Source organism: Nocardiopsis codii (assembly GCF_036327455.1).
Taxonomy (GTDB): Bacteria; Actinomycetota; Actinomycetes; order Streptosporangiales; family Streptosporangiaceae; genus Nocardiopsis; species Nocardiopsis codii.
In genome coordinates this window covers 349,919-375,013 of the sequence record NZ_JAUZMY010000001.1, presented here as the reverse complement: position 1 = coordinate 375,013, position 25,095 = coordinate 349,919, and the positions used below count along the sequence as shown (strand labels likewise).

Sequence of the window (25,095 nt, the reverse complement as noted above, 5' to 3'; positions counted from 1 at the left end):
AACTTTCCTAATAAAAAGGTGGCGCCCCCAGCCACCCGCCGCACCCCCTGCTCGAAGGAGCCCCGTGGCCACCGAAATCGCGGCCTCCCCGCCGCCACCAGACGCCGGGGACGTCACATCGGCGCGCACCGACGCCCCCGCCCCACTGCTGCGCAGGATCTGGGACCACTACGCCGTCGTGAAGGTCCGCAAGGCCGTCGTCGTGGTGTTCGTCGTCGCCAACGTCACCTTCTTCCTCGGGCGCGCGATGCCCGGCGACCCCATCGACGTCATGGCCGGACGCCTCACCCAGAACGGCATGACGATGGAGGAGGCCCGCGCCGTCGCCATGAACTCGCTGGCCTACGACGTCGACGCACCCCTCTACCAGCAGTGGTGGGACTTCCTGGTCGGCCTGGTCACCTTCGACATGGGCAACACCATCAACCGGCCGGGCGTCAGCGTCATGGACGCCATCGGCGCCTACCTGCCCTGGACGCTGTTCAGCATCGGCGTCGGCACCGTCATCGCGGTCGTCCTGGGCCTCGCGCTCGGCATGGTGATGGCCTACCGGCGCAACCGGTTCCTCGACCACGTGCTCAGCGTCGTCGCCTCGGTCCTGGGGGCCGTGCCCAACTACCTCATCGCCATGGTGCTGGTCGTCGGCGGCGGCATGTACCTGAACTGGTTCAACCCCATCCAGCTGCGCGGCACCATCAGCCCCGGCGTGGAGGCGGGCTTCAACCTGGAGTTCGTCGGCGACGCGTTCTTCCACGCCTCGCTGCCGATCCTCACCTACGTGCTCGCCATCATCGGCACCTGGATGCTCGTCATGAAGGCGTCCACCACCGAGGTGCTCAGCGAGGACTACGTCACCGTCGCCCGTGCCCGCGGCCTGCCGGACCGCCGCATCGCCGTCAGCTACGTCGGACGCAACGCGGTGCTGCCCCTGGTCGCCCAGATCGCCATCTCCTTCGGCACCCTGGTCGGCGGCGCGATCTTCGTCGAACAGGTCCTGGTCTACAAGGGCGTCGGCGGCCTGCTCCTGGACGCGGTCAACTACCGCGACTACCCCCTCCTCCAGGGCCTGCTCATCATCATCACCTCGTGCGTGGTGGTCGCGAACCTCGTCGCGGACATGCTCTACAGCCGCCTCGATCCGCGCATCCGCAACTAGAACCAGGGGGACCGCACCATGGCAGTCACCACCGCCGCCCCCGGAGTCGGGGTCTGGGGCGCCATCTGGCAGGGCATCACCCGCAGCACCAGCGGGTTCGTCGGGCTCTGCCTCGTCCTGAGCGTCCTGCTCTTCTCCTTCGTCGGGCCGCTGCTCATCGAGACGGACAACCCCACGGACGTCACCAAGATCTGGGGGCCGATGACGTCCGAGCACTGGCTCGGCACCAACCACGAGGGCAAGGACACGTTCATCCAGCTCGTGCTGGGCGGACGCGAACCCATCTGGGTCGGCTTCACGGCCGCGCTCATCACCGTCGCCATCGCCGTCGTCCTGGGCAGCCTCGCCGGCTACCTGCGCGGGCGCGTCGACCACTTCCTGCTCCAGCTCACCGACATCACGATGACCATCCCCTTCATCGTGCTCATGCTGGTCATCGCCTCGTTCTACCGCGCCGCGTCCCCGATGATGGTCTCGCTCATCATCGGCCTCGTCACCTGGCCCTACCTCATGCGGTCCATCCGCGCCCAGGTGCTCACCCTCAAGGAACGCGAGTTCATCGAGGCCGCCCGCCTCCAGGACCTGGGCACCGCCCGCATCCTCTTCGTCGAGGTGCTGCCCAACATGGCGGGCTACATCTTCATCAACTTCATCATCGCCATCACCAACGCGATCTACGCGGTCGTCGGCATGTACCTGCTCGGGCTCCTGCCGAGCACCGCCGCCAACTGGGGGCTGATGATCCAGCAGGCCTGGGACAACAACGCCTTCCTGCTGCCGCAGGCCGCGCCGTTCCTGGTCGCCCCGATGGTGATGATCATGCTCTTCCAGATCGGCCTGGTCACCATGACCAGGTCCCTGGAGCAGGCACTCAACCCACGACTCCGGGACAGGTGAGCCCAGTGACCGACCACCCCGCCGCCCCGGCCCCCGCCGGAAGCCCCGCCGAGGGGGCACTGCTGTCCGTCCGCGGCGTCGACGTCGGCTACCGGACCGGGCGCAGGACACAGGTCACCGCCGTCCGCGACGTCTCCTTCGACCTGTACCCGGGCCAGTCCATGGCGCTCGTCGGCGAGTCGGGCTGCGGCAAGACCACCCTCGGTCTCGGCCTGCTCCGACTCCTCCCGCGCACGGGCGTCGTCTCCTCCGGGGAGATCCTGTTCCGCCGCAAGGACGGCGACCTCGTCGACGTCCGCACCCTCGCCAGGGAGGACCTGCGCCGGTTCCGCTGGAACGAGGCCGCCATGGTCTTCCAGGGCGCCATGAACGCGTTCAACCCCGTGCTGAGGATCGAGGACCACTTCCTCGACACCTTCCGCGCCCACGAGAACGGGCACCGCCGTCCGCGCAAGGAGATCCTGGAACAGTCCGCCGACCTGCTGGCGATGGTCCGGCTCGACCCCGCCCGCGTCCTGGGCAGCTTCCCCCACGAGCTGTCCGGCGGCATGCGCCAGCGCGCCCTCATCGCCCTCGCCCTCGCCCTGAAGCCGCAGCTCCTCATCCTCGACGAGCCCACGACCGCGCTGGACATCCTCACCCAGCGCTCCATCGTCGAACGCCTCGCCGAGCTCCGCGAGGAACTGCGGTTCGCGATGGTCTTCATCACCCACGACCTGGGCCTGGCCGCCGAACTCGCCGACCGCGTCGGCACCATGTACGCGGGCCGCATGATCGAGACCGGCACCACCCGCGACATCTTCTACCGGGCCCGCCACCCCTACACCTCGGCGCTGATCAACTCCGTGCCGCCCGTCGCGGGCGACCTCACCGTCCCGCGGTCCCTGCCGGGCGGCCCGCCCAGCCTCTCCGCGCTGCCCCCCGGCTGCTCCTTCGCCCCGCGCTGCGACCACGCGGTCGACCGGTGCTCGCGGACCCGACCCGCCCTCGACGTCCTCAGGCCCCGGACCGAGGGGCTGAGCCACGCTGCCGCCTGCCTGCGCACCCACGAACTCCTGGAGGGGGTCACCCGTGATTGACCGCACCGCGCCCGCGCCCCGGCCGTCCCCGTCGGCGCCCGTCCCCGGCGTCCCCGCCGGAGGCGGCACGGCCCCCGCCGCGGAACCGGAGGCCGCCGCCCTCCGCGAGGCGGCCCCGCCCGTCCTGAGCCTCCAGGGCGTCCACCAGGTCTTCCCCACCCGGCGCGGCGACGTCCCCGCCGTCGCCGGCGTCGACCTGGACGTGCGCCCCGGCCAGGTCCTCTGCCTGGTCGGGGAGTCCGGCTGCGGCAAGACCACCAGCGCCCGCATGGCCGCCGGACTCGCCGACCCCACCAGCGGCTCCGTCCTCTTCCGGGGCCAGGACGTCGCCGCGATGGACAAGCGCGAACGCTCCCGCTTCCGCCGAGCCGTCCAGTACATCCACCAGGACCCCTACGCCTCCCTCAACCCGGTGCGCACCGTCTACTCCACGGTCTCCGCCGGACTGCGCCGCCACAGGATGGTCAAGGACCGGAACGAGGCCCGCCGGGCCGTCACCGAACTCCTGGAACGGGTCGACCTGACCCCCGCCGAGGACTACCTCGACAAGTACCCGCACCAGATGTCCGGCGGCCAGCGCCAGCGCGTCGCCGTCGCCCGCGCCCTGGCGATGAACCCCGAGGTGATCATCGCCGACGAGTCCACCTCGATGCTGGACGTCTCCATCCGGGTCAGCCTGCTCAACACCCTGGGCAGGCTCCGGGACGAACTGGGCGTCAGCTTCCTGTTCATCACCCACGACCTTGCCGTGGCCAAGTATTTCGCGTGGGACGGAGAGATCGCCGTCATGTACCTGGGCAAGGTCGTCGAGCACGGCCCCACGCCGCAGGTCGTCAACGACCCCCGGCACCCCTACACCCGGGCGCTCGTCTCCGCCGTGTGCGAACCGGACCCCGACCTCGCCCGGACCAAGGAACGGGTCCGGCTGCGCAGCGCCGACATCCCCGACCTCACGGACCTGCCTCCCGGCTGCGACTTCCACCCGCGCTGCCCCCTCTACGCGCAGGGGAGCTGCGACACCGTCCGACCGCCGCTCGTACGCAGCCACGACCGGCTGCTCGCCTGCCACGTCGTCACCCGGGAGTGAGGCCTTGCTCCTCGTCGTCGGCCGCTTCGCCCTCCTGGCCGGAGCGTTCCTCACCCTGACCAGTGCCCTCACGGCCGTACTGAATCCCCCCGGCTCAGCCGAGTTCGTCATCAGCGCCGTCACCGTCGTGATCGGCCTCGTCGTGCTCTCCCTCGGACTGATCGCCGTCCTACTGGAAAGGAAGAGTCAAGAATGACCTTCATCCCCTCGGACAACCCCCTCATGCGGGACCTGACCCGGCGCCGCCTGCTCCGCGCGGTCGGGTTCGGCGCGGCCGGTGCGGCGGGCGCGGGCCTGCTGACCTCCTGCGCCGGCGGAGACCAGGCGTCGGGCGGCGCCACGCAGTTCACGGGCGTCTTCGACTACGACCTCGACTCCCAGACGCGCAACGTCCACGTCGAGGACGGCGCCCTGCTGCTCAACTCCGTCTACAAGGACCTGTTCCTGTGCACGGGCGGCATGTACAACTGGCGCACCCACGAGTGGGACTACCTGCTCCTGGAGGGGACGGAGTGGGACGGCGACAACCTCGTCGTCTCCCTGCGCCCCGGCCTGAGGTGGAGCGACGGCACCGACCTGACCGCCGACGACATGATCCAGAGCTACGCCATGCGCGTCCTGGAGGCCCCGGTGTGGGGTGTCGGCTTCCCGCAGGTCCAGGAGCTGGAGAAGCTGGACGAGGTGAGCGTGCGCCTGGCGTTCGACGACCCCTTCCCCAACATCGAGCGCAGCATCATCAAGCACCGCATCGTGTGCAAGTCCACCTACGGCGACTTCGGCGAGCGCGCCGTGCGGATGGTCGCCGACGGCGTCCGCCAGGGCGACGACGAGCACACCGGGTTCAACGCCGAGTTCATCGAGTTCAACCCCGACGAGATCATCTGCAGCGGGCCGTACAGGTTCGACGAGGCGCAGATGTCCGACGCGCGGATCACCCTGGTCCGCAACGAGGACGGCTACCAGGGCACGGAGGTGAGGTTCGACGAGGTCGTCATCCACAAGGGCGACAACCGCCAGTCCGCGCTCCTGGTGCAGCAGGGCGAGGTCGACTACTCCACCCTCGCCCCCTCCGCCGCCGACCAGCAGGCCTTCCAAGCGGTGGAGGGCTTCACCTGGATCGAGCACGCGGGCTACGACGGCTGCGGCCTGATGTTCAACTACGCGGCCAAGCCCGAGCTGCAGGACGTGCGGGTGCGCAAGGCGCTCGCGCACATCCTCGACAGCGACACCGTCGGCCAGGTGGCCCGGGGCGAGGGCTACACCCGGGTCGAGCACTACGCGGGACTGGTGGACCTCCAGGCCGAGGAGATCTTCAGCGCCGACGAACTGGCCGGATTCGAGAGCTACGACCAGGACCTGGACAGGGCTGCCGAACTCCTGGAGGAGGCGGGCTGGACCAAGCAGGACGGGGTCTGGCACACCTCCGAGGGCGAGCCCGCGAGCTACGAGATCATCGGTGTCGCCGGCTGGGGCGACTTCGAGCTGACCGCCACCCAGGTCGAGGAGGCCTGGAACGACTTCGGCATCACGACCACCGCCCGGAACGTCCCCCAGGACAACCCGTGGGGCATCTGGGGTGCGGGTGACTTCGAGGTCGCGGTCCGCCACTGGGGCAACCCGGAGATCCCCGACTACTGGGGCGCCTTCCAGATGAACTTCCTGCTGGAGAACTCGGGCACCGAGGAGTCCCCCGGGCAGTCGTTCGACCTCAACGTCGACAGCCCCACCCAGGGCGAGGTGGACCTGGCCGAGCTGGTCGAGACCGCCAAGCAGGCCGAGACCGAGGAGGAGCAGCTGGAGGCCCTGAAGACGATGGCCGTCGTCTTCAACGAGCTCCTGCCGCGCATCCCGATCTGGACGTACAAGTACCTGGCTCCCGCGGTCGAGGGAGTGCGGGTGGAGTCCTTCGACGAGGAGCACCCCGCCGCCAACAACGAGCAGTACCAGGACAACCACGTCATCCTGTCGCTGATCCAGGGCGACCTGGCACCGGTCGAGTAGGGGAGGGGGCGGGTCCGGCCGGAGCGACCGGTCCGGCCCGCCCCGCACTCCGGCCGTCGCGGCCCGGGGAGGGGCGCGGCCCCGCCCGTCGGGTGCCCGGCCTCTGCCCCCGTCGGAAGAGCGACCGCCCGCGCACGTGTGCGCCCCGGGGAGGTAGTCTCCTGTGCGTCAGGAGCGGTGGTGAAAAGCCGCCCCTCGACGCACGAAATCGTCTTCGGTCCGGGAATGCCCCCTTCCCCGGCGCGCGGATCTCCCGCGGAACATGTCGCCCCACTGTTTCCGCGCGGTTCCCGTATGCGCCCCGAATCAGCCGGAGCGGTATCGAATTCCCAGCTCAGAGCTGATTTCGGTGATACCGGGTCGGTGTTCGGCAGGGATGACGACGAACCGACAGGAGAGCCATGCCCCCGCTCCTCCACCCGGGCCCCGCTGCGCGGAGTCCCGGTGGGCGCACGCACCGTGTGTTCCGGAAGACGCGTCCGCGCCGTCGCCCGAGGGGATTCCCGCCCCCGTTCCGGGCCGCCTCCCGTGAACGGCGCAGAGCGTGCGCTCCCGTGCGAGCCGTCCCCGCGGCCGGGTCGGGCAGCGGCCGGGACCGACACCCGCGAGCACTCCCTCCCGGTACCGGTAGCGCGCTCCCGCGGCGGGCGGTTCCGGGCGGAGTTGGGGGATCGGTGTCCACCCCGTATCGTCGTCGAGCACACCGGTGCGAACGATCGCCCGCGGGCGGGCCCCGAGCGGTCCCGGCGCCGGCGCGTCGCCTCCCCGGCGAAGCGCCGGACGGTGGCCGGTCCGGCGGCCGGCGGCCCGACCGACCCGTGTGTGACCAAGATCGTGGAGCCCGGCGGAACCGGCGGGGTCCACGGGGCGGTCGCGACGACTCCCGACCGAGGGATGCCGTGTCCGTGCTGGTCAACGCCATAAGGGGCCAGTCCGGACAGGACGCCTCGGATGGCGCGGATGGATGCAGACGTGGAGCAAAAGCGGGCAAATCCCCACAAGCTACACAATGGTGATCTGGTGTACGATGTGCGGCGTTCTCGCACGTCAGGAGTGTCCGTCCGTACGCTTTTCCGATGCTTCGCCGATTCGTCTGCCAACCCGCGAGACCTTTGTTAGTCTGACGAACCGAACGACGGTTCTCGGTGGAAGTACAGGAATTGTGCGGGGCATGGATACTTGTGGCCGGATTGGGTGCCAGCACCCGTCTGGTCCCGCGCGCGCACGGGGGTGCTCCACCCCCGTCCCGGCGATCCTCCGGTGCAGGGAACATCCGGCTGCCACGGGTGCCCCTCTCGGCCCCCGAAGCAGCCACCTCCCAGGTCAGGGGCGGTGGTGCGGGGCCGCCGCCGATCCGCCCACCTGATTCGAGGAGACGAGATTGTGGCAGAGGCGCCGTCGCCGCGAGACAGCTCCGGCCCCCGCTCCGGCGGGGACGGACCGATGATGTCGACGGAGGACGGGCAAGGAGCCAAACGAGAAGGAAGGTTCCGCAGGGCCATCTCCAGGATGGTCAGGTCCCAGGAACCGCCGTCACCGGAGACCGAGCAAGGAAATCCCGTGCATCATCCCGTGCATCCGCACTCGCAGAACACCGGCCGCACGTCGGACAGGGAAGCCGGCCAGCACACTGCCGGTGCCGCTCCCGCAGCCAAGGAGACGGAGTCCGGCGACAACCTCCCGACCGTGACAGAGACCGCCACCACCGGGCCCTTCTCCGGGTCCGCTGAGAACGGCTACCGCCCCGCCTCCAGGGCGAGTGCTCCCAACCCCTACACGACCCGGCGTGTGAGCAGCGTCGACGACGTCGACACAGGCGCCACCCCGGTCACGCAGTGGCGCGGCGTCGGACTCGACGAGCCCGAACCGCGCAGCCCGCACATCCCCGCCACGACGGACACCATGACCGACACCTCCTCGCCAGAGCACCCAGAGCGGCCCGAGGCCCCTGCGGCGCACACGCCGGCCCCCGAGCCCCAGCGCCAGGAGGCGAGCGGCTCCGAGACCAGGTGGCCCGAGCCCCGGACCGGAGCGCCCAAGGGAGCACAGCAGGGCCAGGACGCGTGGCAGCGCCCCGCCGACCAGCCCCAGCAGCAGCCCCAGCAGCCGCCCGCGCGGCAGGCCGAACCCGCGGCGGAGCGTCACCAGGCCCCGCAGCGGGAACGTGCCGCCGCCCCGGCGCCGTCCCCCTACCAGCAGCCGGGCGCCGCGCCCGAGCAGCCCGCACAGGAGCGCTACTCCGAGTCGCGCTACTCCGAGCAGGCCTACTCCGAGCCGCGGTACGCCGACGCCCCGCGCGCGGGCCAGTACCCGGGCGAGCGCGGCCAGAGCCCCGCCCAGCAGGCTCCCCACCAGCCCGAGGGCCAGTACGGCAACCCCTACCAGGGCGACGGCCGCTACCAGGGCGGCGCCCCGCAGGGCGGCCAGTTCCAGGGCGAGGCGCCCCGGGGCGGCCAGTACGGCAACCCCTACGAGCAGCGCTACGCGGGCCCCGACCAGTACCAGCCCCAGCCGCCGCAGGCCCCCGCCTACCCCGGGCGCCCGCAGGAGGCCTACGCGCCTCCGCACCCGCACCCGCAGTACGGTGCCTACGCGCCCCCGCAGGGCCAGCCGATGCCGCCGCAGTACCCGCCCTACCCGGCGCCGTACCCGCCGCAGCAGCCCATGGTCACCTACCAGAGCGCCTACCCGGTGCCCTTCCAGCCGCCCGGTTACGTCCTCCACGGCCAGCCGGTCTTCTACCCGGGGCAGTACAACCCCTACGGCCAGCCGGTCCAGCACGTCATCGTGCTCGCCGCCGGTCAGCAGCCGCAGGTGATCACCACCGAGTCCGCCAGTGCGCTGCTGGCCGAGCACGCCGGCCGCACCACCGCGGAGGAGGTGCGGGAGGACAAGCCGCTCACCCGGGCACAGCCCGTGGAGGAGGTCGCCCCCGCGCCCGCTCCTGCCCCCGCCGTCGCCGCGGAGCCGGCGCCCAAGGCCGTCACGGAGGCCCCGGCCGCTCCGATCGAGGCCGCGGCGCCCGCCGTCCCGGCCGAGGCCGCCGCACCCGTCGCCCCCCCGGCGCCCGAGATCCCCAGCGACCTGCCCGAGCGGGCGGCGCTCGTCGAGGAGATCGCCGCCCTGCGCGGCGCCAAGGGCAACCTCCTCACCGAGGCGCTCGCGGGCCTGGCCATGCGCGACCTCTCGCTCGTGGACGCGCTGCTGGAGATGGTCGAGGAGCTGGAGACCGACGCCCAGGACCCCGACCTGCTCGACAAGCTCTTCCAGATCGACAACTTCGCGACCCGGATGCGACGCAACGGGGAGAACCTTTTGGTACTCACCGGACACGACGGCGGGGAGTCCGACGCCCACGACGAGATCGTCCCCCTCCTCGACGTGGCCCGCGCCGCCACCTCCGAGATCAAGGACTACCCCAGGGTCCGCCTGGGCAAGCTCCCGCAGACCTCCATCACCGGTATGGCGGCCGACGACATCAGCCACCTGCTCGCCGAGCTCCTGGACAACGCCACCGCCAACTCCCCCGAGCACTCCCAGGTCGTGATCAGCGCCCAGGAGATGGACGACGGCCGACTCATGGTGGTCGTCGAGGACGAGGGCGTGGGCATCCCCGACAAGCAGCTGGCCGAGCTCAACGCCCGCCTCGGCGGCCAGCCGGTCCTCGACGACGAGGTGCCCCGTCACATGGGCCTCTACGTCGCCAGCCGGATCGCGATCAAGCACGGGCTGGAGACCAGACTCGAATCCCGTTCCTTCCGCGGGGTGAGCGCCTACGCGATCATCCCCAAGGAGCTGCTGCGCGTGGCCACCCCCCGCACCGCCGGACAGGCGCGCACGTCGACCATCCCGACGGTCAAGGCCCCCGCCGCCCCCACCGGCCCGGTGCCCCACCGGCCCATCCCGGGGACCGGCGCGAACGGGTCCCCCGTCCCCGCCCCCGCCTCCGGCGAGGGCTCCACCGCGGCCGTCACCGCGGCCGGACTGCCCCGGCGCAGCGCCACCCCGCACGGTTCGCCCCTGCGGAGGATGCCGCGCCCCGGATCGGTGCCGGAGGCGCCCAAGGGCCGCGCCGACACCCCGCCCAAGCTCACGGGGGAGGCCCGGGCCGCGCAGATCCGCGACGAGCTCGGCGACTTCCTCGAAGGGGAGCGCGCAGCGCTGGAGGGCGAGGAGATCGAGGGTGACGACAAGTGACCCCACTGTTTCCCGAGGGCCCACAGGAGCTCCTCCCGGTGTGCACGCACACCCCCCGTACACAGCGAACCCGACACTCGGCCGAGGCAGGTAACACACAGCGATGACTGAATCCGTGAACGAAAGCGTGGAGAACTTCTCGTGGCTCATCGACCGGTTCGTCCGGGACGTCCGGGGCGTCGAGCACGCCGTGGTCGTCTCCTCCGACGGTCTGGTGCTGACCCACTCCAGTGACTTCCCCGAGGAGCACGCCGAGCAGCTCGCGGCCATCGCCAGCGGCCTGCACAGCCTCGCCGTCGGTGGAGCCGGGCTCTTCCAGCGCGGCGAGTGCGAGCAGCTGCTCGTGCGCTTCAACCACGGCCACCTCTTCATCATGGCCATCAGCGACGGTTCCTGCATGGCGGTCCTCACCGCCCCCGGCACGGAACTCAAGCTCGTCGGGTTCCAGATGGCCAAGCTGGTCGAGAACGTGGCGCACGTTCTCACTCCGCAGCTGCGCTCGCAGCTGCGCGAAGTCATCCAGAACTGACGAGGGTGACCCGTGACGGTTCGGCAGGAATGAGGTTGCTGCGGCTATGAGCTTCCGCAGGCGAAGGAGTAACCGTGTCCGCCCGTTCACCTTCACCGGTGGGCGGACGCGGTCACGGCATCCGCTGATGGTGCAGACCCTGGTCTCGACGTCCGAGCCCGGGCAGGAACCTCCTGGCACCCTCATGCCGGAGTCGATCAACATCTACAAGCTGTGCCGGGAGACCCGGTCGCTCGCCGAGGTGTCGGCCGAGTTGAACATCCCCCTGGGTGTCACGCAGGTTCTGGTCAGCGACCTGGCCGAGCAGGACCTCGTGTACATCCACCCGACCATCACCGGCAGCAGTCCATCGGAAAACCAGGTTCTGGAGAGGGCTCTTCGTGGTCTCGAACGACTTTTCCAGTGACAAGCGGTCGAATCGCAAGAAGATGTCGAGCAAGATCGTCATCGCCGGTGGCTTCGGCGCCGGCAAGACGACCTTGGTGCGCTCGGTGTCGGAGATTCCCCCGGTCACGACAGAGGCGATCATGACCGAGGCGAGCGTCGGACACGACGACACCTCGGCCACCCCCGACAAGACGACCACCACCGTCGCGATGGACTTCGGCCGCATCACCATCGACGACGAGCTGGTCATGTACATGTTCGGAACCCCGGGCCAGGCCCGGTTCTGGTTCATGTGGGACGACCTCGTCCGCGGCGCCGTGGGCGCCGTCGTCGTGGTCGACTGCCGAAGGCTCGCGGACTCCTTCGACGCCGTCGACTACTTCGAGACGAACAAGCGCATCCCCTACATCGTGGCGCTGAACAAGTTCGAGGGCCACCTCGACTACACCTCCGAGCAGGTCCGCGAGGCCCTGGAGGTCAGTCCCGAGGTGCCGATCATCGACTTCGACGCCCGCAACCGTCTGTCCGGGGGCGACGTGCTCAAGACGCTTCTCCGGTACGCGTTGGAGCACAACCGCACCAGTGAGCCCGTCGCCTGACGGGTGGGGAGGCCGCGGCCTCCCCACTGCCCCGTAGATTCCCCAGGAAAGTTAGCGAACATGCGCAAGATCCTTATCGTCGGCGCGGGTCACGCCGGCCTGCACCTGGCCCACGGTCTCCTGACCCACGGCTACGACGTCACGGTGATCACGGGGCAGTCCTCGCTGGAGATCAGGACCGGCAAACCCTCTATTTCCCAGTTCACCTTCCCCACCGCCCTGGAGTACGAGCGCAAGTTCGACCTCGACTTCTGGAGCGCCCTCTCCCCGCAGATCCGTGAGCAGAAGCTCGCGGTCTACAAGGAGGGGGAGCCGATCATGGCCGTGAAGGGGCGCTCCGACCCCGGCAACGGCTACGCGGTCTCGGTCGACCGCAGGGTGAAGATGGCCGACTGGCTCGAGTCCTTCGAGGACCGGGGCGGCAAGGTCGTGATCCACGGCGTCACGGTGACCGACCTGGACTACTTCTCCCGGATGTTCGACCTGATCGTCGTCGCGGTCGGCCACGGAGAGCTGGGCCAGCTCTTCGACTACGACGACAGCCGCTTCAGCGGGACCAGGCCGCGGGCCCTCGCCCAGGCCTACGTCTACGACCTGTGGCCCCCGGACTCGGGGGATTCGGCGAACATCGGCTGGTTCGGGGTGACCGAGGAGGCGGGCAACATCCTGCTCCTTCCGATGCTCACCCAGGAGGGGCCCGCCCACAACATCCTTCTGGTGGACAAGAAGGGCGGCCCGATGGACGCCTGGCCGGACCGGCCGGGCCCCGAGGAGCAGCTGCGGCGCATGAAGGACCTCATGCGCAAGTACGCTCCCGAGTTCTTCGACCGGGCGAAGGACGCCGTCCTGATGGACGGCCGCAGCACCCTCGTCGAGGACCTGACCCCCCAGGTGCGCAACCCGGTGGGCACCCTGCCGTCCGGCGGGAAGGTCATCGGAATGGCCGACGTGGTGGTGACCATGGATCCGTTCGTGGGCCAGAGCTGGAACAACTCCACCCGGTGCGCCGAGGCCTACCTGGAGAGCATCATCGAACGCGGTGACCAGACGTTCGATGAAGAGTTCATGATCACAGCCTTCGATCGTTTCTGGGAATTCGGACAGGACAACCAGGAGTGGGCTGAGTTCGCTTCGTCGATGGTCGAGCAATCGTTGCCCGAGCACATCATGAACATCATGAACGCGGCGTCCAAGTACGAGGAGATCGCCGACCGGTGGATTCAGGGGTGGGACTGCCCCTCGGACTACAAGTCGTGGATGTTCAATCCCGAGGTTGCGCAGAGGTACATCAGCGAGGTCGAGGCCCGGCACGCCGGCTGAGGTCGGCCCGTGTCCGATGCAACAGGCCCGGCGCCGGGAGGCGTCGGGCCTTTTCGCATATCACACGAGGTATGGCGTGGTTGGTGCGGGGTAAGTGGATGAATTGTTGCGGTGTCATTAATGGCTTACTCTCCTGACCGAAATTATCCGCCCGAAGGTGCACCCTCTATTGTCAGTGCTCGTAATCAGGGGTTACGCTCTACCGAGTTGGATCCCGTTTGACCCCGAATGGTGTTTCCTGGGGTAGTTCTTGTGGTCCTCAGAAGCTCCGGGGCTCGGTACTCCCCAGTATGCGAATGCCGCCCCGGCCACGTGTTCGCGCCGTGCATTTGCACGGGCGCGGAACCGGCCCTCGGCGGCGTCCGGAACACCGAGGACAGTCGAGAGTGAAGGGCAGCGAACGTGAGTGGCGGACCTGCAGGAACCCTGACCCCTAGTTCCTGGGATCCCATCGCCATCGTGGGAATATCCTGCCGCCTACCAGGAGCCAGTACGCCGGAGGCGTTCTGGAGAATGTTGAGCGAGGGGCGTGAGGCGATCTCGCCTCCCCCCGAGCGCCTGGGCGGAGGCTCGCCCGAGCGCGGACCGGACTGGGGCGGATACCTCCACGACGCCGAGTGCTTCGACGCCGGCTTCTTCGGCATCTCGCCGCGCGAGGCCCTGGCGATGGACCCCCAGCAGCGGCTCATGCTCGAACTGGGCTGGGAGGCGGTGGAGCGGTCCCGGACGGCTCCCGGAACGCTGCGCGACGCCCGCGTCGGCGTGTTCGCGGGCGCGATCAGCTCCGACTACGCGCTCCTCCACGACCGCGGCGGGTTCGAGGCGATCACCCACCACACCCTGACCGGCACCAACCGGGGCATGATCGCGAACCGGCTCTCCCACTTCCTGGGCCTGCGCGGCCCCAGCCTCACCGTGGACTCCGGCCAGTCCTCCGCCCTGGTCAGCGTGCACCTGGCCGTCGAGAGCCTGCGCCGGGGAGAGTCCGACGTCGCTCTGGCGGGCGGCGTCAACCTGATCCTGGTCCCCGAGAGCACCGAGCGCGTCGCCCGCTTCGGAGGCCTGTCGCCCAGCGCGCGCAGCCACACCTTCGACGCCCGGGCCGACGGCTACGTGCGCGGCGAGGGCGGTGCCGTCGTCGTGCTCAAGCCCCTGAGCCGGGCCCTGGCGGAGGGCGACCGCGTCCACGCCGTCATCCACGGCGGGGCGGTCAACCACTCCGGCACCACCGAGTACCTCACCAGGCCCACGGTCCAGGGCCAGGCCGACGTGGCCCGTGAGGCCTACGCCAACGCGGGCAAGGACCCCGGCCAGGTCGCCTACGTCGAACTGCACGGCACCGGAACCCCGGCGGGCGACCCCGTCGAGGCCGCCGCTCTCGGCGAGGTGTTCAAGGAGGGCCGGGAGGAACCCCTGAGGGTGGGGTCGGCCAAGACCAACGTGGGCCACCTGGAGGGCGCCGCCGGCATCGTCGGGCTGGTCAAGACGGCCCTCGGGCTGGAGCACCAGCAGATCCCCCCCACCCTGAACTTCCGCGAGGCGCCCGCGTCCATCGACCTGGACGGGCTGGGCCTGGCCGTGCAGACCCGGCGCGAGCCCTGGCCCAACCACGCCCCTCTGGCGGGCGTGTCCTCCTTCGGCATGGGCGGCGCCAACTGCCACCTGGTCCTCGGGCCGGCCCCGATCGCCGGCCGCCCCGCCGCCGAGACCCCGGCGGTGCGCACCCTGGACCCCGTGCCGTGGGTGCTGTCGGGGCGCTCCGACGAGGCCCTGCGCGCGCAGGCGTCCGCACTGCACGCCCACGTGTCCTCCCACCCCGGCGTCCAGGCCCGGGACGTCGGCCTCTCCCTGGCCACGACCCGGGACGTGTTCGAGCACCGCGCCGTGGTGTTCGCCGCGGGCGAGGGCGGCACCAGGGAACTGGAGTCCGTGCGCCCCGAGGGCGCCGCCGTCGTGGGCGGCCCCGGACCGGTCCTGGTCTTCCCCGGCCAGGGCGGGCAGTGGCTCGGCATGGGGCGCGACCTGCTCGACGGCGACGGAGCGATGGCCGCGGAGTTCACCCGGCGCATCGAGGAGTGCGAACGCGCGCTCGACCCCTACGTGGACTGGACGCTCACCTCCGTCCTGCGCGGAGAGCCGCAGGCCCCGCCGCTGATCGGCGGCCAGGCGCGGGCGGACGTCGTCCAGCCGGTGCTGTGGGCGGTCATGGTCTCCCTCGCCCGGGTGTGGGAGTCCGTGGGCGTACGGCCCTCGGCGGTGGTCGGCCACTCCCAGGGCGAGCTCGCGGCCGCGTGCGTGGCCGGTGCGCTCACCCTGGACGAGGCGGCCCGGATCGTGGCGCTGCGCAGCCGCGCCCTGATCACGCTCTCCGGCACCGGGGCCATGGCCTCGCTGGGGATCGCCCCGTCGGAGGCGGAGAAACTGGCCCGTACCCTGCCCGACCTGCACGTGGCGGCCGTCAACGGGCCCGCCTCCGTGGTGGTCTCGGGGGACCCGCACTCGGTGCGCGAGGCGGTGGAGCGCTGTGTGGACCGCGGCGCGCACGGAGCCCTGGTCGACGTGGACTACGCGTCGCACTCCTCCCACGTGGAGCACATCCGCGACCTCATCACGCAGTACCTGGGCAAGGTCCGCTGGCGCCGCCCGCAGATCCCCCTCTACTCCACGCTCACCGGCGCGGAGCTGGGCCGGACCGCCATGGACGCCGCCTACTGGTACTCGGGGCTGCGCAACCCCGTCCTGTTCGCCGACGCGATCGACGCCCTCGTGGCGGACGGCCGCCGGGTCTTCCTGGAGGTCGGTCCGCACCCGGTGCTGGCGCACGGGGTGCGCGGCTCCCTGGAACGCGCCGGGGTCTCCGGCCACGTGCTCAAGACCCTGCGGCGCGGGGCGGGCGACGAGGCGCAACTGCTCACGGCCGCGGCCCGCGCCTTCAGCGCGGGGGTGGACATCGACTGGCCCGTGCTGTTCGAGGGCACCGGCGCCCGCCGGACCGACCTCCCCACCTACCAGTTCCAGCGCAGGGCCTTCTGGCCGCAGGGCGCCGGGGGGCTCCGCCACGAGGGCTCGGTGAGCTGGTCCGCGCCGCAGTCCGCCACGGAGCAGGACGGGGCCGGGCGGCGGGAGTCGGTCGCCGAGCTGGTGTACGCGCGTACCGCTCGCGTCCTGGACCGGGACTCACTCGATCCGGGAGAGGAGCACCGGGCGTTCCGGGATCTGGGCTTCGACTCCGTCATGACGCTCGAACTGCGCGACGCCGTGCAGAGGGCCACCGGACTGCGGCTGGAGGACACCCTCCTCTTCGAGGTGCCCACCCCGGCCGGACTGGCCGCGTTCCTCACCGGCGAACTGGGCGGCGACGAGATCACCCCGGCGGGGGAGTCCGCCGCGGAGGGGCGCGGCGGATCGGCTCCGCCACCGGAACCCGTACAGGCCGGGCCCGCACGCGTCCGCTCCGGCCCTGCCCCCGCCGCCACGGACGACCCGATCGCCATCACCGCCATGGCCTGCCGCCTGCCGGGCGGCGCCTCCTCGCCGGAGAAGCTGTGGCGCCTGGTCGAGGAGGGGGTGGACGCCGTCGGGGACTTCCCCGACAACCGCTTCTGGGACCTGGACGCCCTCTACGACCCCGAACCCGGGACCCCCGGCCGCACCTACACCCGCCGGGGCGGGTTCCTGTACGACGCCGACATGTTCGACGCGGACTTCTTCGGGATCTCACCGCGCGAGGCCGAGGCGATGGACCCCCAGCAGCGGCTCCTCCTGGAGACCTCCTGGGAGACGATCCAGCGCGCGGGGCTCTCCACCGACGACCTGCGCGGAGAGCAGGTCGGCGTGTTCGTCGGCGCGATGCCCGGCGACTACGGGCCCCGACTGGCCGACCCCGCCCGGGAGGGCGACTCCGGGTACCGGCTCACCGGTTCGACGATGAGCGTGGCCTCGGGACGCGTCGCCTACGTGCTCGGGCTGCGGGGCCCGGCGCTGACCATCGACACCGCCTGCTCGTCCTCCCTCGTGGCCCTCCACCAGGCGGCCGAGGCGGTCCGCAGGGGCGAGTGCGCCATGGCGCTGGCCGGAGGCGTCACCGTGATGTCCTCGCCCGGGATGTTCCTGGAGTTCTCGGCCCAGCGCGGGCTGTCCTCCGACGGCCGGTGCAAGGCCTTCTCCGACGCCGCCGACGGAACCGCGTGGGCGGAGGGCGCCGGGATGCTCCTCCTGGAGCGCGCCTCTCAGGCGAGGCGGGCCGGACGGCCCGTCCTGGCCCTGCTCCGCGGCAGCGCGGTCAACTCCGACGGCGCCAGCAACGGGCTCACCGCCCCCAACGGCAAGGCCCAGGAGAGCGTCATCCAGCAGGCCCTGGCCGCCGCCGGTCTGGAGGCGGGCGAGGTGGACGCCGTCGAGGCACACGGCACCGGCACCACGCTCGGCGACCCGATCGAGGCCAAGGCGCTCATCTCGGTGTACGGCCGCGACCGGGACGGCGCCGAGCCGCTGCGCCTGGGGTCGCTCAAGTCCAACATCGGCCACGCGCAGGCCGCCGCCGGGATCGCCGGGGTGATCAAGACGGTGCAGGCACTGCGCCACGGCCGACTGCCCCGCACCCTCCACGCCGACGCCCCCACCAGCAGGGTCGACTGGGACGACAGCGGAGTGCGCCTGCTCACCGAGAACGAGCCCTGGCCGGACACCGGCCGCCCCCGGCGCGCCGCCGTGTCCTCCTTCGGGATCAGCGGAACCAACGCCCACCTCCTGCTGGAGGGGGTCTCGGACGAGGGAGCCCCCGTCCGACTGCCGGACCTGCCCTTCCAGCGCCGCAGGTACTGGGCCGAACCCGCCGCGGCCCCCGCCCCCGCCCCCGCCCCGGCCACGACCGCGCTGCTCGCGGACGAGGGGCTGGAGCTGGCCGACGGCACCACCGTGTTCACGGGCACCGTCGGTGTCGAGGACCACCCCTGGACCGCCGACCACGGGCTGCTGGGCCGGACCATCCTGCCCGGGACGGCCCTGGCAGAGCTCGCCCTGCACGCGGGTGCGCGCACCGGGAGCCCGGCCGTCACCGACCTGGCCCTGGAGGCGCCCCTGGCGCTGCCCCGTACCGGGGCGGTCGCGGTGCAGGTGACCGTCGGCGGCCCCGACAGGGCGGGACGACGCGAGGTGAGCGTCCACTCGCGGGGGGAGGACGCCCGGGCATGGACCCGGCACGCCTCCGGCATGCTCGAACCCGTCGGCGACACCCGCCCCCGCCCCTCCGCGGCATGGTCGACGGCCGGCGCCTCCCCCCTGGAGTTCGACGCCGACGCCGAGTACCAGCGCCTGGCACGGCGGGGCTACGCCTACGGGCCCGTGTTCCGGGGGCTGAGCCGCGCCTGGCGCGACCGGGACGGAGCGGTCCTGGCCGAGGTGAGCCTGCCCGGTCGGCAGCGCGAGGACTTCGAGGGGCCGCACCCCGCGCTCCTGGACGCGGCCCTGCACGCGGTGCTGCTGTTCGGCTCCCGGGAGGGCGGGGTGCCACTGGTCCCCTTCGCCTGGTCCGGGGTCCGGCTGGCCGGCCGGGGCGGGCCGACCTCCGAACTGCGGGTGAGGTGGGAGGCGCTCGGTTCGGACCGCCACCGGCTCACCGCCTTCGACGGGGAGGGCGCACTCGTCCTGACCGTCGACGAGCTCGTCATGCGTCCCGTCGACACCGACGCCCTGCCGCAGCCGTCGGAGGAACCCGGGCTGTACCGGCTGCGGTGGGAGACCTTGGAGACGTCCGACCCGCTCCGGGAGATCCCCACCGGCCTCGCCTCCCTGGAGTCCCTGGACGCCGAGGGACCCGTGCCCGACGTGGTCTACGCCGAACTCCCCCCGCGCGCGGTCTACGCCGACCTCGGTTCCGTCCCCGACGCCGTGCGCGAGGGCCTGCGCTCGGCCCTGGAGTCGGTGCGCTCGTGGCTGTCCGACGAGCGCACGGGCCACGCCCGCCTGGTCCTGGTGACCTGGCGCGCGGTGGTGGCCCACACCGACGACCGGCTCAGCGGCCTCGCGGCGTCCCCGGTGTGGGGCCTGCTGCGCTCGGCCCAGCGCGAGCACCCCGACCGCCTCGTGATCGTGGACTCCGACGGATCGGAGGACTCCCACAGGGCGCTGGCCACCGTCGCGGACCTGGACGAACCCCAGCTCGCGCTGCGGTCCGGCGGTGTCCTGGTGCCCCGTCTGGTCACGGCGGCCGAGGAGGGTGAGCTCTCCCCGCCCGGGGCCCTGTGGAAGGTGGCAAGCCGCGAGACCGGCTCCCTGGAGAGCCTCGCACTGGTGCCCTCGCCCGAGGCGTCCATGCCGCTGGGGGAGGGACAGGTGCGGATCTCCGTCCGCGCCGCCGGAGTGAACTTCCGCGACGTCGTGGTCGCGCTCGGCATGGTCGACGACGACTTCGGGATGGGGCTCGAAGGGGCGGGGATCGTCCTGGAGACCGGGCCCGGCGTCACCGACCTGGAACCGGGGGACCGCGTCGCGGGCATGTTCAGCGGTGCCTTCGGCCCGATGGCCGTGGCCGACCGCCGCCGCATCACCCGCGTCCCCGAGGGGTGGACCCTCGAACAGGCGGCCGCCGTGCCGATCGCCTACCTGACCGCCTACTACGGCCTCGTCGACCTGGCCGCCGTGCGTCCGGGGGAGAGCGTCCTGATCCACGCCGCCGCGGGCGGCGTGGGCATGGCGGCGGTCCAGCTCGCCCGCCACATGGGGGCCAGGGTGTTCGCCACCGCCAGCCCCCACAAGTGGCCGGTCCTGGAGGACTTCGGCCTGGAGAAGGAGTGCCTGGCCTCGTCCCGCACCCTCGACTTCGAGGCGTCCCTGCGCGCCGCCAACGGCGGCAGGGGCATGGACGTGGTCCTGAACTCGCTCACGGGCGCGTTCGTCGACGCCTCGATGCGGCTCCTGAACTCCCCCGGCGGCGGCGCCGGGGCCGGAGGCCGCTTCGTGGAGATGGGCCGGACCGACGTCCGTACCGAGGAGGAGGTCGCCGCCGCCCACCCGGGGCGCGGCTACCAGTCCTTCGTCCTGCCCGACGTGGACCCCGGGCGGATCGGCCAGATGCTCGACCGCATCATGGAGCTCTTCTCGTCGGGGGCCCTCACACCGCTGCCCCTCACCGTCCGCGACGTCCGCGACGCCAAGGACGCGTTCGGCGCCCTGGAACGCGGCGAGAACGTCGGCAAGATCGTCCTGAGCGTGCCCGCGCCCTTCCCCCAGGAGGGCACCGTCCTGGTCACCGGCGGCACCGGGACACTCGGCCACCAGGTGGCCCGCCACCTGGTCACGCGGTACGGCGTGCGCGACCTGACCCTGGTCAGCCGCAGCGGCGCCGCCGCCGCGGGCCAGGACGCCAGGACCGGCGAGCTGCGCGGGCTCGGCGCGCGCGTGGACGTCCACTCCTGTGACACGGCCGACCGGGACTCCCTGGCCCGGCTGCTCGCCGGCATACCCGGCGACCGGCCGCTGCGAGCGGTCGTCCACACCGCCGGCGTGCTCGACGACGCCACCGTGCTCTCCCTCGGCCACGGCCAGCTGGAGGAGGTCCTGCGGCCCAAGGTCGACGCCTCCTGGAACCTGCACGAGCTCACGGCCGACCTGGACCTGGGCGCGTTCGTCCTCTTCTCGTCGGTGACGGGCACCCTCGGCAGCCCGGGCCAGGCCAACTACGCGGCGGCCAACGTCTTCTGTGACGCACTGGCCCACCACCGCCGCGAACGCGGGCTCCCCGCCACGTCCCTGGCCTGGGGGCTGTGGGGCGAGGCCAGCGGCATGACCGGCCACCTGGACGGCGGCGACCTCGACACGCTCGGCCGCAACGGCCTGCTGCCGATGCCCACCGACCGCGCCCTGGCCGCGATGGACAGGGCCCTGTACCTGGGACACGAGAACATCGTCCCCGCACTGCTCGACCTGGGGAACGGCCCGGTGTCGCCGATCCTGGGCGACCTCGCCGACCGGCCGGCCCCGGCCGCCGGCGAGGAGAAGGCGGGGGAGGCCCCCCTGTCGGCCGGGCGGTTCGCGGACCTGACCGGCCCGGAGCGCGAGCGGGTCCTGCTCGCCGAGGTACGCACACACACGGCCGTCGTACTCGGACGGGCCGAACAGGAGGGGGCCGCCGGCGTGCCGGCGGACCGCCCCTTCCGGGAACTCGGACTGGACTCGCTGACCGGTGTCGAACTGCGCAACCGGCTCGGCGCGCTCTCCGGCCTGCGCCTGCCCGCGACCGCCGTGTTCGACCACCCCACCCCCCGCGCACTGGCCCGGCTCATCGCCGGAAGGCTGTTCCCCGACGAACCGGCGGCAGCGGCCCCGACCCCCGCCGGGGAAACCGGGACGGAGGCGGAGGCCCCCGAGACCAGTCACATCGACGACATGGACGTGGAGGACCTGCTGGGGCTCGCCCTGGCGGCCGATGACGCGTCCGAGGGAGAACAGGAGACGGTTGATGGCTACCAGTAACGATCAGAACACCAAGCTCGTCGCGGCTCTGCGCTCCGCGCTCAAGAAGAACGAGCGCCTGCGCGAGGAGCTCGACCGCGCACCGGAGCCGATCGCGATCGTCGGTATGGGCTGCCGTCTCCCCGGAGGGATCGACACCCCCGGGGACCTGTGGGAACTGCTGGAACGCGGGGGCGAGGCCATGGGCCCCCTGCCCTCGGACCGCGGGTGGGACATCGACGCGCTCCTGGGCACGAACGGGGAGGAGGGCGGGTCGGCCATGGCGCAGGGCGCGTTCCTCGACGACCCGGCCGCCTTCGACCCCGCCTTCTTCGGCATCTCCCCGCGCGAGGCCGAGGCGATGGACCCCCAGCAGCGGCTCCTCCTGGAGGTGGCCTGGGAGGCCGTCGAACACGCCGGGATCGCCCCCGCGTCCCTGGCCGGCGGCGACACCGGCGTGTGGGTCGGCGCCATCGCGCAGGAGTACGGGCCCCGGCTCACCGAGGCGCCCGGTGACGGGTTCGCGATCACCGGTACCACCAACAGCGTCGCCTCCGGCCGGCTGTCCTACGTCCTGGGGCTGACCGGCCCAGCGGTCACGGTGGACACCGCCTGCTCCTCCTCTCTGGTGGCCGTGCATCTGGCCGTGCGGGCGCTTCGTGCCGATGAATGCTCACTTGCACTCGCCGGCGGGGCGACCGTGATGGCCACTCCCGGCGTCCTGACCGAGTTCACCCATCTCAGGGGTCTCGCCTCCGACGGCCGCTGCAAGGCCTTCGGGGCCGGGGCCGACGGCGCGGGCTTCTCCGAGGGCGCCGGAATGGTCGCGCTGGAGCGCCTGTCCGACGCCCGGCGCAACGGCCACCGCGTGCTGGCGGTGATCCGGGGCGGCGCGGTCAACCAGGACGGCGCCTCCAACGGGCTGACCGCACCCAACGGCCCCTCCCAGGAGCGGGTCATCGCCCGCGCGCTGGAGGACGCCCGGCTCGCCCCGGCCGAGGTCGACCTGGTGGAGGCCCACGGCACCGGGACCGCGCTCGGCGACCCCATCGAGGCGCAGGCGCTCATCTCCGCCTACGGGCGGGACCGGGCCGACGGGCACCCCCTGTGGCTGGGCTCGCTCAAGTCCAACCTCGGCCACCCCCAGGCCGCCGCGGGGGTCGCCGGGCTCATCAAGCTCGTCCTCGCCCTGCGCCACGGGGTGCTGCCCCGGACGCTCCACGCCGAGGAGCGCACCCCGCACGTGGACTGGTCCTCCGGCGCCGTGGAGCTCCTCACCGAGGCGCGGACGTGGCCCGAGACCGGGCACCCCCGGCGTGCGGCGGTGTCCTCCTTCGGGATGAGCGGCACCAACGCCCACCTCATCCTGGAACAGGCGCCGCCGGAGGAGCGGTCCGACGTTTCGGAGCGCGACCCCGAGGACACCACCGCGACCACGGAGGCCGACCCCACGGTCCGGCCGGTCACCGGGGACGCCCCAGGAGGGACGGCGACCGCCGGCCCCGTGCTCTGGCCGCTGTCGGCACGCAGCGGCGCAGCCCTGGCCGCCCAGGCCGCCCGTCTGCGCGAGCGGGTCGCGTCGGACCCGGGGCTGGGCCCGGTGGACGTGGGCTGGTCGCTGGCGACCACCCGCACGGCCTTCGACCACCGCGCCGTGGTGCTGGGCGGCGACCGCGCCGACCTCCTCGACGCGGCGCGCGCGCTGGCCGAGGGGCGACCCGCGCCCGCCGTGGTGACCGGCCGCGCCGTTCCCGACCGCATGCCCGTCCTGGTCTTTCCCGGTCAGGGCGGCCAGTGGGAGGGCATGGCCGTCGATCTGCTGGAGTCCTCGCCGGTGTTCGCGGAGCGGATCGGTGCGTGTGAGCGTGCGCTGGCCCCTTTCGTGGACTGGTCCCTGAGCGCGGTGCTGCGCGGGGAGAAGGGCACTCCTTCCCTGGAGAGGGTGGACGTGGTGCAGCCGGTGCTGTGGGCGGTCATGGTCGCCCTGGCCGAGCTGTGGCGTTCGTACGGTCTGCGTCCCTCCGCGGTGGTCGGCCACTCGCAGGGTGAGGTCGCGGCGGCGTGCGTGTCGGGGGCGCTGTCCCTGGAGGACGGCGCGAAGGTGGTGGCGCTGCGCAGCCGGGCCGTCCTGGAGCTGTCCGGAACCGGTGCCATGGCCTCCGTCGCGCTCCCCGAGGCCCGCGTACGCGAGGACCTGGAGGCCTGGGCCGGGCGTCTGCACGTGGCCGTGGTCAACAGCCCCTCCTCGACCGTGTTCGCCGGGGAGACCGAGGCGGTGGTCCGCCTTGTCAAGGAGTACGAGGAGTCGGGGGTGCGGGCGCGGAAGATCGCGGTCGACTACGCCTCCCACACACCCCACGTCGAACGGCTGCGGGAGTCGTTGGCCTCGTCGCTGTCCGGGGTGGTCTCGCGCCGCCCGGAGGTCCCCTTCTACTCGGCGCTGACCGGGCGCCCCGTCTCCGAGGGCGAGCTGGACGCCGCCTACTGGTACCGCAACCTGGCCGAACCGGTGCTGTTCCAGGCGGTCACGGAGAACCTGCTCGCGGACGGGCACGACCTGTTCGTGGAGGCGGGTCCGCACCCGGTGCTGAGCACCGCCCTCCAGGAGACGGCGGAGGCGGCGGGCCGCACCGACGCGGTCGCCATGGGCACGCTGCGCCGTGACGAGGGCGGTCACGACCGCTTCCTGGCCTCCCTGGCCCAGGCGTACGCGCACGGTGCCGAGGTGGACTGGACGGCGGTGTTCGGGCAGGGCGCCCGGGTCGTCGACCTGCCCACCTACCCCTTCCAACGACAGCGCTACTGGCGCTCACCCGCGTCCGCCGCCGGAACCGCGCCCTCGGCGACACAGGCGCCTGACGGTGCCGCCGCCCCCGCCGCCCCCGGGGCCTGGCGTCTGCCCCCGGGGCTCTCGGCGGCCGAGCGCGAGGACGCCGTCCTCGCCCTGGTCCGCGCCGAGACCGCGGCCGTCCTGGGCCACACGCGGCCCGAGGAGGTCGACCCCGGCCGCGGCTTCCTCGACGCCGGCGGGACCTCGCTCGGCGCCGTCCAGCTGCGGAACCGGCTCAACGAGCTGACCGGCCTGGACCTGCCCGTCACCGTGGTCCTGGACCATCCGACCGCCCCCGCCCTCACCCGACACCTGGCCGACCGCCTCGCGGAGGCGTCCGGCGCCGACCTGCCCCCGCTGCCCGTCCTGGACGAACTGGAGAGGCTCGAAACGGCACTGGCCGCCTCGGCGGTGGACGACGGGACCCGGAGGGAGCTCGGCGACCGCCTGCGCGGAATGCTGCGCCGCCTCGACGACCCGAGCACGGGGACCGACATCGACGGCGCCACCGACGACCAGCTCCTGGACCTGATCGACCAGGAGTTCGGGATCTCCTGACCCT

At 72.2% G+C, this 25,095-nt stretch carries 13 protein-coding genes; all 13 read left to right on the top strand.

The genetic code is table 11. The annotated features are described in order from the left end of the window. The first annotated feature begins 64 nt into the window (after nt 1–64). The 13 genes from Q8791_RS01420 (at nt 65) to Q8791_RS01360 (ending at nt 25,091) form a co-directional block, all read left to right on the top strand. Nucleotides 65–1,156: an ABC transporter permease gene (locus tag Q8791_RS01420; protein ID WP_330089700.1), complete on the top strand. Its 1,092-nt coding sequence runs from the start codon at nt 65–67 to the stop codon at nt 1,154–1,156. Nucleotides 1,157–1,174: 18 nt separating this feature from the next. Next, nucleotides 1,175–2,053 carry an ABC transporter permease gene (locus Q8791_RS01415; protein WP_330089699.1) on the top strand — a complete coding sequence of 293 codons (879 nt, stop codon included), beginning with the start codon at nt 1,175–1,177 and terminating at the stop codon, nt 2,051–2,053. A 5-nt stretch (nt 2,054–2,058) separates the two neighbouring features. Beyond that, entirely contained in the window at nt 2,059–3,132 is a 1,074-nt protein-coding gene (locus Q8791_RS01410; RefSeq protein ID WP_330089698.1) for an ABC transporter ATP-binding protein, read from the top strand. Next, nucleotides 3,125–4,219 carry an ABC transporter ATP-binding protein gene (locus Q8791_RS01405; protein ID WP_330089697.1) on the top strand — a complete coding sequence of 365 codons (1,095 nt, stop codon included), beginning with the start codon at nt 3,125–3,127 and terminating at the stop codon, nt 4,217–4,219. Before Q8791_RS01410 ends, Q8791_RS01405 begins: the two co-directional genes overlap by 8 nt. 4 nt (nt 4,220–4,223) lie before the next feature. Then, entirely contained in the window at nt 4,224–4,415 is a 192-nt protein-coding gene (locus tag Q8791_RS01400) for a hypothetical protein (protein ID WP_330089696.1), read from the top strand. After that, on the top strand, nt 4,412–6,220 hold the full coding sequence (locus Q8791_RS01395; RefSeq protein ID WP_330089695.1) for an ABC transporter substrate-binding protein: 1,809 nt from the start codon (nt 4,412–4,414) through the stop codon (nt 6,218–6,220). The genes Q8791_RS01400 and Q8791_RS01395 overlap by 4 nt, the downstream gene beginning before the upstream one ends. A 1,686-nt stretch (nt 6,221–7,906) precedes the next feature. Further along, the gene (locus Q8791_RS01390; RefSeq protein WP_330089694.1) at nt 7,907–10,417 is read left to right on the top strand and encodes an ATP-binding protein; all 2,511 of its coding nucleotides are present in this window, start codon (nt 7,907–7,909) and stop codon (nt 10,415–10,417) included. Nucleotides 10,418–10,520: 103 nt separating this feature from the next. Next, nucleotides 10,521–10,946 carry a roadblock/LC7 domain-containing protein gene (locus Q8791_RS01385; RefSeq protein ID WP_330089693.1) on the top strand — a complete coding sequence of 142 codons (426 nt, stop codon included), beginning with the start codon at nt 10,521–10,523 and terminating at the stop codon, nt 10,944–10,946. Nucleotides 10,947–10,992: 46 nt separating this feature from the next. Next, a complete protein-coding gene (locus tag Q8791_RS01380; RefSeq protein WP_082768466.1) occupies nt 10,993–11,352 on the top strand; it encodes a DUF742 domain-containing protein in 360 nt (119 codons plus the stop codon). A 22-nt stretch (nt 11,353–11,374) separates the two neighbouring features. Beyond that, nucleotides 11,375–11,932, top strand: a complete 558-nt coding sequence (locus Q8791_RS01375) for a GTP-binding protein (protein ID WP_330089692.1) — start codon at nt 11,375–11,377, stop codon at nt 11,930–11,932. 60 nt (nt 11,933–11,992) lie between these two features. After that, nucleotides 11,993–13,252, top strand: coding sequence for a styrene monooxygenase/indole monooxygenase family protein (locus Q8791_RS01370; RefSeq protein WP_330089691.1), 1,260 nt, complete (start codon nt 11,993–11,995; stop codon nt 13,250–13,252). 456 nt (nt 13,253–13,708) lie between these two features. Further along, the gene (locus tag Q8791_RS01365) at nt 13,709–21,724 is read left to right on the top strand and encodes an SDR family NAD(P)-dependent oxidoreductase (protein ID WP_330089795.1); all 8,016 of its coding nucleotides are present in this window, start codon (nt 13,709–13,711) and stop codon (nt 21,722–21,724) included. Continuing rightward, nucleotides 21,711–25,091 carry a type I polyketide synthase gene (locus Q8791_RS01360; RefSeq protein ID WP_330089690.1) on the top strand — a complete coding sequence of 1,127 codons (3,381 nt, stop codon included), beginning with the start codon at nt 21,711–21,713 and terminating at the stop codon, nt 25,089–25,091. Before Q8791_RS01365 ends, Q8791_RS01360 begins: the two co-directional genes overlap by 14 nt. The last annotated feature ends 4 nt before the right edge of the window (nt 25,092–25,095 follow it).